Annotated in this window: 11 protein-coding genes; 1 reads left to right on the top strand and 10 read right to left on the bottom strand. The window is 58.5% G+C overall.

Annotated features, from left to right (window positions below; genetic code table 11):
• Positions 1-54: 54 nt before the first annotated feature.
• From ASD03_RS23260 to ASD03_RS23220, 9 genes are all read right to left on the bottom strand, one after another.
• Positions 55-1,233: an acetate/propionate family kinase gene (locus tag ASD03_RS23260; RefSeq protein WP_057216742.1), complete on the bottom strand. Its 1,179-nt coding sequence runs from the start codon at positions 1,231-1,233 to the stop codon at positions 55-57.
• Between the two features lie 3 nt (positions 1,234-1,236).
• Positions 1,237-2,193, bottom strand: a complete 957-nt coding sequence (locus ASD03_RS23255) for a phosphate acetyltransferase (RefSeq protein WP_057216740.1) — start codon at positions 2,191-2,193, stop codon at positions 1,237-1,239.
• 10 nt (positions 2,194-2,203) lie between these two features.
• Positions 2,204-4,447 carry a DUF3141 domain-containing protein gene (locus tag ASD03_RS23250; protein ID WP_057216737.1) on the bottom strand — a complete coding sequence of 748 codons (2,244 nt, stop codon included), beginning with the start codon at positions 4,445-4,447 and terminating at the stop codon, positions 2,204-2,206.
• Between the two features lie 255 nt (positions 4,448-4,702).
• Positions 4,703-5,662, bottom strand: a complete 960-nt coding sequence (locus ASD03_RS23245; protein ID WP_025430439.1) for a DUF2950 domain-containing protein — start codon at positions 5,660-5,662, stop codon at positions 4,703-4,705.
• A 21-nt stretch (positions 5,663-5,683) separates the two neighbouring features.
• Positions 5,684-7,069, bottom strand: coding sequence for a DUF3300 domain-containing protein (locus ASD03_RS23240; RefSeq protein ID WP_057216734.1), 1,386 nt, complete (start codon positions 7,067-7,069; stop codon positions 5,684-5,686).
• A 965-nt stretch (positions 7,070-8,034) separates the two neighbouring features.
• The gene (locus ASD03_RS23235) at positions 8,035-9,732 is read right to left on the bottom strand and encodes a SulP family inorganic anion transporter (protein WP_057217205.1); all 1,698 of its coding nucleotides are present in this window, start codon (positions 9,730-9,732) and stop codon (positions 8,035-8,037) included.
• Positions 9,733-10,002: 270 nt separating this feature from the next.
• The gene (locus ASD03_RS23230) at positions 10,003-11,940 is read right to left on the bottom strand and encodes a TetM/TetW/TetO/TetS family tetracycline resistance ribosomal protection protein (protein ID WP_057216731.1); all 1,938 of its coding nucleotides are present in this window, start codon (positions 11,938-11,940) and stop codon (positions 10,003-10,005) included.
• 538 nt (positions 11,941-12,478) lie between these two features.
• Complete coding sequence (locus ASD03_RS23225; RefSeq protein WP_057216728.1) at positions 12,479-13,072, bottom strand: OmpA family protein; 594 nt, start codon at positions 13,070-13,072, stop codon at positions 12,479-12,481.
• 2 nt (positions 13,073-13,074) lie between these two features.
• Complete coding sequence (locus ASD03_RS23220; RefSeq protein WP_025430447.1) at positions 13,075-13,575, bottom strand: hypothetical protein; 501 nt, start codon at positions 13,573-13,575, stop codon at positions 13,075-13,077.
• A 422-nt stretch (positions 13,576-13,997) separates the two neighbouring features.
• On the opposite strand from ASD03_RS23220, the gene ASD03_RS23215 reads away from it, so the two are divergent.
• Positions 13,998-14,225 (top strand): hypothetical protein, encoded by a 228-nt coding sequence (locus ASD03_RS23215; RefSeq protein ID WP_057217203.1) that lies wholly within the window; start codon positions 13,998-14,000, stop codon positions 14,223-14,225.
• A 101-nt stretch (positions 14,226-14,326) separates the two neighbouring features.
• Here ASD03_RS23215 and xth read toward each other — a convergent pair whose 3' ends face one another.
• Complete coding sequence (gene xth / locus ASD03_RS23210; RefSeq protein WP_057217201.1) at positions 14,327-15,097, bottom strand: exodeoxyribonuclease III; 771 nt, start codon at positions 15,095-15,097, stop codon at positions 14,327-14,329.
• Positions 15,098-15,103: the final 6 nt, after the last annotated feature.

Genomic DNA, 15,103 nt, shown 5'->3' with positions numbered 1-15,103 from the left:
CAAAGTGCTACAGCGACCTTGGCGCGTCTAATAAGACGCGCGGCGCTGTAGTGGTCAGGGCCTGGTGATAAGCGCATGAACGTGGCGCGCGATCATCAACTCCTCATCCGTCGGCAAGACATAGAGCGCTACGCGGCTCGTCTGCGTCGATATACGGGTTTTACCCGCGTTGTTTGCTGCGTCATCAAGCTCAACCCCGAGCCAAGAAAGGCGCTCACTGATACGCGCGCGAATTGGCGCCGAATTCTCACCAACCCCGCCCGTGAAGACGAACGCGTCGAGACCTTCGAGGGCGGCGGCAAGCATGCCCACGCTGAGCGCGCAACGATGGACGAAATGATCGATCGCGAACGCGGCGCGCGGATCATCGCTAGCCAGAAGATCACGCATATCGCCGGAGATGCCTGAAAGACCTTTGAGACCAGACGCACGGTAAAGAAGATCTGTAACCTCTCCCGTTGTCATTCCTTTCTGATCGATCAAGTAGAGCACGACGCCCGGATCCATCTGCCCTGGCCTGGTGCCCATCGGCACACCATCAAGTGCTGTAAAGCCCATCGTCGTCTCGACGCTGCGCCCTGCCTTCATTGCGCACATGGAAGCGCCGCTGCCGAGATGAGCAACCACGACCCTTCCTTGGCCGACATCGGGCGCTAGGTTGCCGATCCGGTCTGCGATGTACTCGTAAGACAACCCGTGGAAGCCATATCTTCGTACACCTTCCTCGTAGAAAGCCATCGGCAAGGCGTAGCAGTCCGTATGAGGAGCATGGCCGCGGTGGAAAGCCGTGTCGAAACAGGCGACCTGCGGAACCAGCGGATTAATCTCCATGGCAAGCCGGATCGGCGCGAGGTTGTTCGGCTGGTGCAATGGCGCAAGTTCTTGGAACGTGGCGAGCTTATCGAGGATGTCGTGATCGAGCAGGATCGGTTGCGCATAGTTGGGTCCGCCATGGACGACGCGGTGGCCAATCGCCCGTAGGACGAAACCATCAAGTGACCGCAGCCAGTCACCTGCTTCAGCGATGGCAGCGGGCAGATCGCCCATCGCGGCCTGCTCGTAACTGCGATCGACGAGGACCTCGCCCGAAGCGGTCGCCGCACGCAAGCGGGGCCGCGCCCCGATCCCGTCGATCTGACCACGGATGCGCCGCTCCAACTCTTTGCCCACGATCTCGAAAATCTGGAACTTGAGGCTGGATGAGCCGGCGTTGACGACAAGGATCGCGTCCACGCTTCAAGCCGCCACTTGTGTAGAGCGACGGCGGGCCGTCGCATAAAGGGTTGCAACTGCGCATGATGCCAGGCGACTGCGCACTGTGTCTGCCCGCGAGGTAAGAATAATGGGAACGCGCGCACCAAGCACGATCCCCGCGGCGTCCGCATGGGCCAGGAACGTCAGGTTCTTGGCAAGCATGTTGCCGGCTTCAAGATCTGGCACGACGATGATCTGCGCCCTGCCGGCTACGGGCGAGTTGAGCCCTTTGATACGGGCGGCCTCCGGGCTTATCGCGTTGTCGAACGCAAGCGGGCCGTCGAGCAGGCCGCCGGTGATCTGACCGCGCTCTGCCATCTTGCACAATGCCGCTGCATCAAGGGTCGAAGGGATCTTGGTCGTCACTGTCTCGACTGCTGACACGATCGCGACGCGGGGTTCGCCGAGGCCAATGGTGACCCAGAGGTCGATCGCGTTCTGCACGATGTCGCGCTTGACATCGAGGTCGGGAAAAATGTTGATCGCCGCATCGGTGATGAACAGCGTGTCCGCGTGACCAGGAACGTCCATCACGAACACATGGCTGATGCGGCGTTCCGTTCTAAGACCGGTGGCAGAAGCGGTTACTTCCCGCATCAATTCGTCAGTGTGCAGGCTACCCTTCATCAAGAGCTCGCCTTTCCCCTCGCGAATGAGTGCCACGGCTTTCGCCGCTGCGGCGTGGCTGTGTGGCGCATCGATAATCTCGCATGCCTTGAGATCAAGTTCGGCCTCGGCTGCGACTTTGCGGAGCTTCGCCTCGGGCCCAATCAGAACCGGAACAATCAGCCGGTGCTGGGCTGCTTCCAAGGCACCACGCAGTGAGGTCTCGTCGCAGGGATGCGCTACGATGGTGATTGCGGGAGGAACCTCTTGTGCAGCCGCAATCAGGCGGTCGTATTTTGATGGCTCCAGAGTTGTCGCGCTAGAGAAAGCCACTGATAATCTCCTACAATCTTGATCGCACGGCGCCGCGGTTGCGCGCGGCAGGTCTAACAGCCATCGGCGTCGGCTTGACGCCCACGCGCCCCTTATCCAGGCTGAAAAGCTCGGTCACGTAGGCAAAGCGCTCCGCCGCAGCTTCCGTCAACGCGCCGGAGGCCTCGAGCACGCCCCGCAGGCTCTGCAAGGCGGCCTGACGCTGTTCAAGCTCGTTCGGCAGCATCGCTGGAATGGCTGCGAGCGCTGCCGCCTCATCGACAAGCAGGATGTAGTATTGATCCCGAACCAGCGCCTTGAACTCCGAAAGGTTCAGTTGCCGAGCATCTCGATGGCCACGCCGAAGCACGCGAATGGCCTGAAACCCGCGTTCGTCGGCCCCGCCACGGGCCATCCCCACGAACAGCAGCGATCGAACGAGAGCCTCCAGGAGACCGCCAACGGATATTCTTTCCTTCAACGCCGCAGTGCGAGCTTCGACAAGCGCGTTGATCAGCTTGCTCTTCGGCGCCTTACGTGGTGGCAGATTTGACTTTGGATCGACGCCAAGGGCGGCCTGAAGCGCAGACGAGCCATAGATCGCACCGAAGGTTTGCTCGGCCAGCCGTTCCGTCATTTTACGCCAGGACTCCAGCCCTTCGACGATTTGGCCGGAAACCTGCTCTTGGAGGGCGCTGAAGGGATTGTCCGTCCATGTGGGGCGACGGTCGGCGCGAACGCGCTCTGCTGCCTGGGGAACCCAGTCGAGAAAAGGATTGGAGGGGCCGAAAATCTCGTAACCCAGGCGGAGGGGGTGAAGTCGTCGCATTGTCTCTGCCGATGAAGGGGTCACGGCAGCGCGCACCCAAGGTTGGGCAAACGCACGGTAAAGTGCAAGATTGACCTCCGAAAGCTGAGCCGCCGCCGCAAATCGCTTCTCATCGTCAAGATCGTTACCGCCGAGAGCACGAATATCGTCGAGGGTCCGTGCCTCGCAACGCATGATCCACTCCCCGGTGACCAGTTCCGGATGATCGAGCGCATCTGCTTTCGGCTCGAGAACCGCTTCATAAAGGCCAGGTGGCAGCACATCGATCAGATCGATGTTTGACGCGAATTCATCATGCTCCTTACGAGCAACCCCGGCGGAGACAAAAATCCCCAGATGGCCGACGCTTTCGTGGACGACATAGACAATCGTCTGGCCAAGCGCGCGAATTTCATCGACGCTGTCGTAAATGTCGAGAATCCAGTCGAGGGCCTGCTGAGGTGGTGTTATGTTGTCCCCCTTGGAGCAGAAGACCACGATCGGCGAACGGATCGTGCGAAGGTCGATGGCCATGCCATCAGATGTGCGGATCTCCCCTGCTGCAAGCTTGTTGCCGACGAACAGGTCATCGACGATGAACTGCATCTCATCCGCCGTCAAAGTGACGTGCCCGCCCCACCAACGCTCAAAGCCGAGATAGCGTTCGGCTTCCGTATCCACCTTTGCGTAGAGATTATACTGCTTGGTCCACAGAGTATTGGCTGGGTTCTGGTTCTCGAAATTCTGGACAAGCCAGGCGCCGTCGAATTTTCCCGCGCCAAGATCGCTGACCAATGCTGTCAGCCAACTCCCACCGAGAAGTCCTCCCGAGTAACGCATCGGGTTTTGCCCGCGGACACCTGCCCAATAGGCAAGTGGTGAGCCGGCGATAATGATAGGCCCGAAAAGCTCGGGCCTGAGCGCGGCCAGCATCATCACAGCCCATCCCGCCTGACAGTTGCCGATGACGCAGGGTTTGCCATCCGCTTCCGGGTGGCGGGACATGACGATCTCCAGGAACTGCGCTTCCGCGTGCAGGACCTTCTCGATTGTCTGTCCGGGCATTGGTTCCGGCAGGAAACCGACAAAATAACAGGCATGACCGGCCTTCATGGCCACGCCGATTTCGCTGTCGGCCTTGAAGCCACCGATGCCTGGTCCATGTCCTGCCCGTGGGTCCACAACGATGAATGGCCTCTTGACGGGATCGATCGCGCAGTCGGCGGGAGGTATGATGCGCACGAGAGCGTAGTTGACCGGCTCTTTCAGGGTCCTGCCGTCCAGGATGAGCTCGGCTTCATAGTCCAGCACATGGGGCGCGCTGCGTGCAGCGTGTTCCTCATATTGCTCGCCGCGCCTGCGCATTACATCAAGGAACAGGACCCACCGTTGCCATGCATCCACGGAGTACTCCGTCAATGCATTGCCAGACATGGGTGAGGCCGGAAGACTGGAAAGCTTGGACATCGCGCCCACTCCGTTAGACGGTTCAAGGGACTAGTTCTTGATGCTGCCAATAACGACTGCCTGCTGTCGTGACCGATGCCCAGCGAGGCTCACGCGCTAGGGCGAGGTTTTCGTGCAGTTAGAAGAAATTGCAGCATACCGCTCGATCGTGTCACTGGTGTAACCTTATAGGGCCACCATCCGTTAGCAACGTTGATTTCGATCAAACGGCCGCCTATGCGACAGACCGGGAGAATATCCTCGCGTTTCTGGTAACTAATCCAGGACGACACTCCACTTGTCATCCGGATTGAAGCGGTCGATAAACGGCACGATCGCTTCGGTGCTCGTACCCAAATCCGCTTCATAGACAATGCCCTGTTGGTTGACGACGAAAGTCTTCACACCGGTTTCAGCATATTTCACCGGCCAGGCGATCAACCCGAAGCCTCCGATCATATTGTCATTGATGATGAAGTCGTATTTCCCGCCGGCAATATTATCGCCTTGTGACGTCAGAATGCGGAAGCGATAGCCGAAATAACCCTCTCCAGCCTTCGCCTTCTCCAGAGCTGCTTCGCTGATCTCGTCGCCGACCGGGCTCTCACCATCGCCCTGCTCGGCCGGCCAGTACAATCCATCGGTCTGGCCTGGGCTGCTGATCAGCTTCTGGGCATATTCGAGCACGCCGTCGGCGTCGCGGTCCTGCGAGGCATAATCCTTCTGTGCTTCGACATAGGCGCGCACGGTCTCTATCGCCTCAAGTTCGTTCTCCCCGACGCGGCGGTTCACGATCTCCTCAAGCCCGACATAGGTGTCGAAAGCCCACTTGCCGTCCCGACCCTTTGTGATCGGAAACGGCAGCGGCCAGAGCCGATCACCGATTTCGAGAATCTTGCTTTCGCCGAGGTCGCGCACCACGACATTGCGTGCCACACCTTCGCGAATAAGCGCGAAGGTTTCCATCGTCCCTTCGCCCGTTTTCAGCTTTGCGGCGTCAAGGCCCAGAAGCTTTGCAAGACCATCGAGGTCGTTGGCGGCGAGCGCCGACTTGAACATTTCCACCGCCTTGGCCGGGTCGTCGAACAGCGGCGGATCCTCCGCCGCGGCATAGTTCTCGATGTCGCCGGCGTCTGGTACCGCCTGAGCACGGGCCCCGTCGACAGCGAGCGGAAATGCAGCAACGGAGAAGGAAATGGCCGATGCCAGAAGAAGAGTCTGAGAAAGCTTGCTCATGATCGTGCTCCTGTCGCTCCGTTAACGCCTGCCACCGCCACGGCCGCCACCGCCACCGCCACGGCCCCCGCCACCCGATGGCCTTCCACCGCCACTTCTCATCTGAGGCCGCCCGCCGCCGCGATGACCGCCGCCCATACTCTGTCCGCCACGCTTCGAAGAGGCGACCTCGCGACGACCCGAGTTGACGTTGCCGAGGCCGGACGGCTTCTTGGGCCGGTTCTGTGCCTTTGCGGCCATCTTCTTCTTGCCGGCGGGTCGGTTTACCTGCGAGGGCTTGTTGCCTTTGGGCCTGTTCACGCTGGGCTTCGAGCCGCCTGGCCTGGCCTTCGCTACCGCCTGACCGCCGCCTGGGCGTGCCGCTGGTCGCTGCTGCGCCTTCAGCCCATCGAGCGTGCTCTTGCGCACGTCGTTGAGCTGACCGCCACCTGCACCGCCCGGTCGCGCCTGCGGCCGGTCGCGATTGATCTCGGCGGCGCGGTTACGAATGTTGTTGTTGCCGTTGGCCTTGATGTTGTTCTTGATGTTGGTGCGATCAAACTTCTGCAACTGATTGCGGTCGAAGTTGATCTTGCTGCGATCGACATTCTTCCAGTCGACGTCGTTCCATTTCATCTTGCCGTCGAAGTCGATGTTGTTGAAACAGTTATTGCAATCGACATCGATGTCGCCGCCCCAATTGCCACCCCAGACGCCCCAGTCATCCCAGTCGACGATGGCCGCGAAGGCCGCGCCGGTGACTGCTCCGGCGAAAAAGGCGGCGCCCGGGTACCAATAGGCAGGATAGGGGTCGTCATAATAGCCGATCGGTACCGGCGCATAATCGGGCTGGTAGAGCATTTCCGGCGCATACTGCGGCACATAGATCGTTTCGGGATTTGCCGACTGGATGATGACGTTGTCACCCTCCTCGACGACTTTAATCTTGTCGTCGGTCTTGATTATATCCTTAGCAACGGCTTCGTCACGCAGCTGCTGTATCGCTATGAGAACATCTTTCTGTTGGTTGGCGATCGCCTCGCCGAAGCTTTGCGTCCACTCGAGGTCGGTGCTCATCATCTTGACGATCTCGGGATAGTTGAGCAGCGAAACGATGCTGCCGTCCCAGCTTTCCTTCGGCTTCAGATCGCGATTTTTTGAACTCTCCTGAAGAAAACGTTCGGCCTCGACCACCTGCAAAGGATAGAGCGATGCAGCGGAGATGAGCGCGACCAACTCGTCGGGATAAAGCGCGATCCGGGCAACGAGGATCTCGAGCTCATCGTCGCTCAGCGGTTCTGGAGCCGCCTCCGCCGGCGTGGAAGGCGCTGTGGCGGTCTGCTGGGCCAGCACAACTCCAGAGGGCACAAGCATCGACAAAACGATCGCCGTCGCGCGGAAAAACGTAAACACCCGCTCAATCGCCATTTCTTCCTCCAAAAGAGGCTGGAAGGCCTCTTGCTCAAAACACTTGCGGGCGCAGGATCAACGCCCCCGTTTCTGAACCGGGTCCCGATCGAGCACTTGAAGCTGTCGTCCCCATAACGGATGCTGTGGCGAGGCAATGTTGCGCGCACCCCAGAATCCGAACTTGATAGAGCGTTTCAACACTAGAGTAGACACACGCCAATGAGCTCGTGTGCCCATTTATATAGCTGCGATTTCTGTCGGCGTCCTTCGCCGTCATTACCAGAACAGTTGTCTGCCAAAGATAAAGGACAGGTATGTGAGCCTTGCGGTAGAATAAACTAGCACAGAGATCAGAATAGTCCATTTTCAATTCATTGCGTTCAGTTTTTTCCACTCACTGGCTTTTGATTGCCGCCTAGCGTTCGCTGGTCCGTCCGAAGTAAGGACCGCAAAGACACCGCCACGCCATCTGTCAGGGCGGCGGGTCGCCCCGATTGTTTTTGCTCCGGCGTCGTTTTGTGATGGCGAGCCTTGCTGGGCGAGCGACACAACAATCGACCTCACCCGATTGATCGACTTCTTCTTGGCGTTCGAGCAACGCCGCAATACATTTCGCGGCTTCTCCGATGAAATTTGGCCTATTATTTGCGTAGCGCAGTTAACTTCCCTGAAAACTGTTGTGTAGATTTGCAAATACGGTACGAATGCACCCTGAAAATGTTGATTTGCGCATCATACAAATAAGTCTTAACGTATTGTTCGAAACCTCAGTGTGGAGGAGGACGACTTTGCCTAATATCTCCCTGGTTATCGCAATGCTGGCGCTTATGGCGATCTCGGGCTGTGCAACGAGTGGAGGAGGCAATACCACCTACGCTCAATGGCAGGGTTCTTACCCCGATCCAAGCTTCGCCGCGATCCGGTCAGGCGGCGTCAATCCGGGGTATTAACGATGTCGTTGAATGGCGAGGAGCCGTAGCCTTCTAGGCTGCGGTCTTGGCGTTGCCAGCTTCGAAAGCGGCGATCGCGTCCTCCAGGTCGTCGAAGATCATGCCGTTGCCGATCTTGTCGATGACGCCCGAGCGCAGCAAGGTTTCTCGAGGTTCGCTATGGAGCTCGACAATGCCGAACTTCAAGCCGCGCCCCTCGACGAAATCCCGCAGATCATCGAGCATCGCCGCTGCGGTGCTGTCGATCTGCGCTGCCGCGCCAGCATCAAAAATGAACCATCGCGTATCGGCAGGCAGGTTCTTGACGATCTCTTCCACGCGGCCGCGCACATGGTCGGCATTGAAAAACAGCAGACTGCCTTGCAGAAGATAGATGGCAACGCCAGGGATCGGTCTTCCGTCCTTGTAGCGATGCAGCTTGTAGAAGCCTTCGCGTCCGGGAATGCGGCCAAGAAGCGCATCGCGCGGCTTCAGCCCCTTCATCAGGATGTAGAGCAACGTCGCTCCGATAGCGAAAATCACGCCATGCAGCACCCCAAGTGTCAACACGCCGGCGATGCTGATGAGCGCGAAGACGAATTCGATCGGGCTGATGCGCCACAATTCTCGTAGAGCGCGCAGATCGATAAGGCCGATGGCTGCAGACGCCAGGATGGCGCCGAGCGCGGGGGTCGGCAGCAAGGACAGAGCGCCGGTGAGAAACAGCACCGTCAACGCCAGGGCGATAGCCGAGATAATACCGGCCAGTTGAGTCTTGCCGCCCATGGAATCATTTATAGCCGTGCGCGAATCCGATGCCGTGACGGCAAAGCCCCCGAACAACCCGGAGGCGATGTTTGCTGCGCCGAAGCCCAGCAGTTCTCGGTTGGCGTCGACCGGATATTTGTTCTTCGCACCGAAACTGCGAGCCGTCACGATGCCCGCTCCGAAACTGACGATCAACACGGCAACAGCGCCCAAGAAGAGATCGCCGAGCGAGACCCCGGTGGTGATAGGTAGCATCGGCGTCGGCAGGCGCGACGGGATCTCGCCGACCACACGAATGCCCGCGGCGGAAAAATTGAAGGCGGCCGACATGGCCGTTGCAATCGCCACGGCCACCAGAGGTCCAGGAATGCCGGGTCGCCAGGCGTTGAGCAAACGCAGGAGGATGAAAAGGCCAACGCCGAGGGTGAGCGACGGCCAATGAATCTGGTCGGCCTTGTCCAACAGTTCCATGATCGGTCGAAGCACGCCTTCGCTTTCGATCTTCACGCCCGTCAGGCGCCCGATCTGGCCTATCAGGATCGATAGGGAGATACCGGTCATGAAGCCCGTGAGGATCGGTCGCGATAGAAAGTTTGCGATGAAGCCTAGCCGTAAAGCATTGGCGGCAAAGCACAGACCACCGACGATGACGGCGATTGCTGCGGTCGCGACGAGCCGATCTTCTGCGGTCGGAAGATTGAGCGACAATAGCACGGCGGCCAGCACCGTAACCGTTCCGGCGTCTGGGCCGACGATGAGTTGTCGCGAAGATCCGAGGAGAGCGTAGCCCAGAAGCGGCAATATGCTGGAATAAAGGCCCACCTCCGGCGGCAACCCGGCAATGGCCGGATAGGCGATGGCGCTCGGCAACCCGACCGCTGCAATCGCTAGACCCGACGTCAGATCATAGCGAAGCCACTCGGCGCGGTACTCTTTCAAACTCGCGATTAACGGCAAGGTCGGCATGGCCCAATTATACCTCATGATCGGATCTTCGCCATCGCTCATGGCAGGGCCTGCAGCAACCATCGGACCCGCTGCATCGCCCAACCCATTTCGCCCAGTCTCCTTCCATCGTCGACTGGTGCCATACCGCACGGCAAACACCTCCGAAGGACTCGTGCCCGTGCGGCAGCTTCCTATCGTCAGCCTCATCTCATCGTGAGGGATATCGTCAGATGACAATCTGAGCTCCTATGCAGGCATAGCAATGCAGTGTCTTATCGTCGGGGCGGGCGTGATGCTCGCTGCGGGTCACGACAATCGGAGTAGATATTCGCGGCCGTTGAATGGATCGACACCGGAACGCTTGCGCGAACGTTGCGGGTCGGCTGCCGGGGCATAGTGGTGGAAGGAGGTTTCCATGGTCCCCATGCCGCTTGTCAGTCCCGGCAGTTGCTGCTGAATGCCTTGAACCCTCTCGGAGGCGACATGCCCTTCCAGCCGCGCTACGCCATCGGCCACAATCGATTCCTTGGTGACAGCGCCCGACTTGGCAAGCAGGGTCAGCAAGCCACCCAAAGTTTCCGAGGGAGCTTCAAGGTAAAATTGGTCGATCGGCTCACAGACAACGGTTTTTGCCGTTGATAACGCAGTTGCGAGGACCCACGGCGTCAACTGCCGAAAGTCTGCAGCGGTGCTCGACGGGGAACTGTGCCGAGCAGCGGTCATGGCAACGTGGCAATCAATGACTTGCCAGCCGAAGATGCCCTGTTTAAGCGTCTCGAACACGGTTTCCTCGACTGCCCGGTAGTAGCTTGCCGGCATCTGGCCAACATCCACTTCCAGCGCGAAGCTGTTGCCCGCCCCTTCCGGCCGAGGTTCGACGCGCAAGCCAACGGTCGCGAGGAATGGGTTCGGCTCCTTGAAGATGATCTGAAGGCCCGTGCCGGTTCTGGCGAGCCTCTCGGCGCAGATGACTGTACTATCCTCAAACGCAACTTCGAGACCGAAATCCGTCAGCAGAGTCGATTGGATCACCTCCTTCTGCACTTCGCCATAGAGAGACACAAAGATGTCGTTCGTGTCCTCGTTCTTGCGCAGGTCAATCAGCGGGTCCTGTTCGGCCAACTGGTTTAGCGCCAGCCAAAGCGCCGCACTCTCGGAGGGACGCTGCGCTTTAGCCCGGGATTCCAACGTTGGAGGCGCAAAATGGTGCGGGACGTCTGCGAGGCGGGTGGTGCCTACCACGTCGCCGATGCGGGCGATGCCAAGGCCGCTGACCCGAGCAATCTGGCCTGCCCTGAAGCTGGTTGCGCTGTGAATTTTGCCGGCGTCGAAAAGTTGGATTCCGGTCACCCTTGCCGACCCCTGAGGCAGGTCGAGATATTCCCGCACGCGGACCGTGCCAGATGAGAGATAGAGATAGGAGAGCTTCTCACCGCCCCATCCACGCTCGATCTTGAAGATCCTGCCGGTGACAGCAGCATCAGGATCGAGGTCGCGGCTGGGCAGTAGGGTCGCAATTGCCGATGTCAGAGCTGGCAGGCCCACGCCGGTTACCGCCGCGCCAGCAAATGCCGGCTGCAACAGACCGCGAGAAACCTGATCCCGCAGCGAGCGGTCAAGTCTTTCGTCGGTAAGACGATCCGGCGCTTGCAGATAATCGCGCAGCAGCTCGTCATCGTTTTCCGCCAGGGTCTCGCACAGCGCGGTGAAAAGCGGCTCGCTTCCCGGATCGAACGCCTTTACCTGAGCGAGTTTACTACCGGCATCAATGACGGCCGACATGGCGATGGGTCGAACCGGTAGTTGGCCGGCAATGGCTTGCAGCACTTCGTCGTAGCGCGCACCGAGACGATCGACCTTGTTGATGAAGAATAGGAAGGGAACCCCAACACGCTGCAACGCCCGCACCAGCACTCGCGTCTGCGCTTGCACGCCTTCGACTGCGGAAACAACGACGACTGCAGCGTCCAGCAACCCAAGCACGCGCTCAATCTCGGCGATGAAGTCGGGGTGACCGGGCGTATCAATGAGGTTCACCACCGTGTCGCCGATCGTGAATGAAACGACGGCAGCTCGGATGGTGATGCCACGCTGCCGCTCCAGAGCGAGGCTATCTGTCTGTGTATTGCCTGCGTCGACGCTGCCTAGCTTGTCGATGACACTGGCGTCAAAAAGCAGTCGTTCGGTAAGGCTAGTTTTGCCTGCATCCACATGGGCCAGGACGCCCAGATTTAAGGTGCGCATGAATCCTCAACTTCTCAGAAATTCCAACGTGATTTTCGTGAGAAGGGACTCGGCGCATTGGGACCTCTAAGAGCTGATGCCGCATGTTTTGATCCTTGAATCGGATAGGATTTAAGGAACCATGCAGTAGGGTTTCCGCACAACTCTGCTGCTTTGCAGAGCCGCCAGCAAACTTAAAAGCCGTATCTGAATACATGTCAAGAACCGCCATACCTCCCGTTGTGTCGGCAATTCACAGACAACGGTTGATTATCCGAATGCCGGATGGATGCGCGCTTGCTGTGTTTGCCGCCGGCGGCTTTGCGTAGTAGTGCCTCGGCGGTCCGTCGATCTGTTCGTCGTTGAAGACACCGCCTGATGGTGCACTGGTTACTTGTGGGCCAAACACTCCACAAGGGCGACCTCGGGCTCGGTCAGGCGCATACGTCACCGTACAGATAGCGTCGGCCGGTCGGGCCAACGCCAAACGCCATAGCGGTCGCACGTCGGCCCTAAGTAGCCGGCGTGCGTCAATTCATCGGCCCGCAGGACCCATTTTCTACCGCTTTGGAAAAACGAACTCGACGCGCCGGTTGAGAGCGCGCCCTTGGGGATTGTCCGCTCCGTTTTTCGTATTGGGTTCGATCGGACGGCTATCACCTAGCCCTTCGACCGATAGCCGCGCTTTATCTGCTCCATGTTTCACAAGCCATTGCATGACGGCACTAGCTCGCTGAAGGGACAGTTCGTTATTGTACTGAGCCGACCCTTTGGAATCGGTATGACCCTCGATGATGATCGTGCCGGCGGGGACGGATGTGATGAGACGCGCGATGTCCATGAGTGTCGGTTCGGCCGCCGATTGGATGTCGGCCTTGTCGAAATCGAACAGCACATCGCCCGTCATGGACACCCTGACGGTCGTTGCGTCTTGTCGTACGGAAAGACCACCGTGCTGAGCGGTAAGCCCATCGGCTTTCGCAGACAGATCAAACACGGCGCTGTTCAGATCGGAGGGTAGCCCCTTCAAATCAAGAACCGTGGCCTTAAGATCACGTATTTCGCGATGGTAAGGTGACACCTGCGCATAAGAACCGCTGGCCGCTATCATGATCACGACCATCGCGAGGGAACATTTCGCTGCACCAGCCATGGCTATCGGTCGGTAAGTTTGATCGCGTCGAGTGTCTCGACGCCCGGGATCGTCAGTGACACCTCGGTGACGTCCTTTGGCGGAGCAGGGAACCTACCATGCCAGGAACCCGCGATCGGAGAATCCTTGTTAGCTTTGATAACGAGGTTTGGATTTGTCAGCGGCTTATCACTGCTGTCCGTAAGCAGCAGGTATTTCTTATTGCCAGCAAGAACGTAGAAGCTGTTTTCATATGCGTCCTGGCTAATCGAATCATATATTCGTTCCAGCTGGTTCGTCGCGAGCGGCTTGAAGCGGAGTTTGATTGTTAAAACGTCCCCGGCGCGGACAGCTTCGACGACCTGCGCTTCCGCGGCCCCGCCATCGGTCAAGCCTGTGGCTAAGGGTGCGACAGAAGTGGTTTCAGCCTGAGTTTGGGCGAAGGCCGTTTGAGCCAATCCAGTTGTTGCTAGGAGGGCACCAAGAGCACAGACAGTCGTGGCAATTCTGGTCACTTTTACCATATCAATCCTCGATTTTTCAAAATTGCAGGCAGTGCATACGAATCACAAAACAACCTCCAGTAACTTTCTCGCATGGGAGAAATGTGGCGAAGTCTTGAAATTCCCACATTTTCGCCCCGCTTTCATTCGCTGCAGGACCGAGGGCCTGTTCTCTTTCACTGATGAACTGTTGCGATCCCACACAGTTTCCCTGCAATTCGGTGATGTCATCGCTGGTCTGTCAAACCGCTTACGGAATTGTGATCGGAACCATTACTTTTCCCTGCGGTTGGTCAATCAACCAAGGGAGTTGCGCAGAGTTCGTTCGTTGAAGTGCAGCGCTACTCTGTCCCGGTGTCAGGCTCACAGGCACCAGGTGATCGTATTGGCTGTTCTCACAGCTGCGCACGCGACCCTGGCGCACAATGGAGAAAACCATGTCCATAACCGCGATCCTGATCGGTGCTGCCCTCGTGATCGCCGGTGTACTCGATTTGTTTTGGGGTGCGCTCAGGCGTCGACCTCTCAGCGATCCTCACCGATCCATTTCAGATGCCAAGCCGACCCTGGAGCCCAGAGGACAAGGGCTTAGATTTCTTGGTTTGGTGAGGAACTGGCTCGGTATAAGCATGATCGCGATCGGCATGGCAATATTGATCGCCTACGCATAGGATTTGACCTGCAACGGAGAGTTTCCTCCGAAATGAGACGGCCCATAGAAGGACGGATCGATAAAAGAATAGAGGTTTACGGCAGAGCAGATCGTTGCGGGTTAAAGTAGCTCGATCCAAACCGGCGCGTGGTCACTCGTGTGATCCCAACCTCGCACTGACTTGTCCACCTTGGCCCGCTTGAGATCGCCAGCAAGCGCCGGGCTTAACAGGAAATGATCGATGCGAAGCCCAGCGTCTCGGGCAAATGCGTTTCGGAAATACTTCCAGAATGTATAAATCCGCTCATTCGGATGGAGATGCCTCACCGCATCCGTCCAGCCCTGATCAAGAAGTGCGGCATAAGCCGCTTTCACCTCCGGCCTGAAGAGCGCGTCGTCGCGCCACCGCTCCGGTTTGTAAACATCCAGATCGGTTGGCATGACATTGAAGTCGCCAGCCAAGACAACCGGGATCTCCAGTTCTATCAGTTGCGCCGCATAGTGCTGCAGCCGGTCAAACCAACGCAGCTTGTAGTCAAACCTGGGTCCAAGGGCGGGGTTGCCATTCGGCAGATAAAGGCATCCGACGATTATCCCCTCGATTGCCGCCTCGATGTAGCGGCTGTGACTGTCATCAGGATCGCCCGGCAAACCGCGACGCGTCTCCATTGGGGTGCGTCCTCGAGCCAGGATGGCCACCCCGTTCCATGATTTCTGTCCGTGCCAGATCGCGCCATAGCCGGCTTTCTCGATTTCCCGATGAGGAAACCTGCTGTCGGGCGCTTTCAGTTCCTGCAGGCACACGACATCCGGCTGCCTCTCCTCGAGCCACCGCAGCAGCACGTCGAGGCGACCGTTGATGCCGTTGACATTGTAGGTGGCGAGTTTCACCAGAAT

The organism is Ensifer sp. Root127 (genome assembly GCF_001425225.1).
GTDB classification, from domain to species: domain Bacteria; phylum Pseudomonadota; class Alphaproteobacteria; order Rhizobiales; family Rhizobiaceae; genus Ensifer; species Ensifer canadensis.
The sequence above is the reverse complement of the archived record's forward strand: the minus strand, read 5'-3'. Positions and strand labels throughout refer to the sequence as shown.

Bases quoted from the DNA above. Each gene is read 5' to 3' on its own strand.
- ASD03_RS23250 (WP_057216737.1), bottom strand. From the start codon at position 4,447: ATGTCCAAGCTTTCCAGTCTTCCGGCCTCACCCATGTCTGGCAATGCA.
- ASD03_RS23245 (WP_025430439.1), bottom strand. From the start codon at position 5,662: ATGAGCAAGCTTTCTCAGACTCTTCTTCTGGCATCGGCCATTTCCTTC.
- ASD03_RS23240 (WP_057216734.1), bottom strand. From the start codon at position 7,069: ATGGCGATTGAGCGGGTGTTTACGTTTTTCCGCGCGACGGCGATCGTT.
- ASD03_RS23235 (WP_057217205.1), bottom strand. From the start codon at position 9,732: ATGAGGTATAATTGGGCCATGCCGACCTTGCCGTTAATCGCGAGTTTG.
- ASD03_RS23230 (WP_057216731.1), bottom strand. From the start codon at position 11,940: ATGCGCACCTTAAATCTGGGCGTCCTGGCCCATGTGGATGCAGGCAAA.
- ASD03_RS23225 (WP_057216728.1), bottom strand. From the start codon at position 13,072: ATGGCTGGTGCAGCGAAATGTTCCCTCGCGATGGTCGTGATCATGATA.
- ASD03_RS23220 (WP_025430447.1), bottom strand. From the start codon at position 13,575: ATGGTAAAAGTGACCAGAATTGCCACGACTGTCTGTGCTCTTGGTGCC.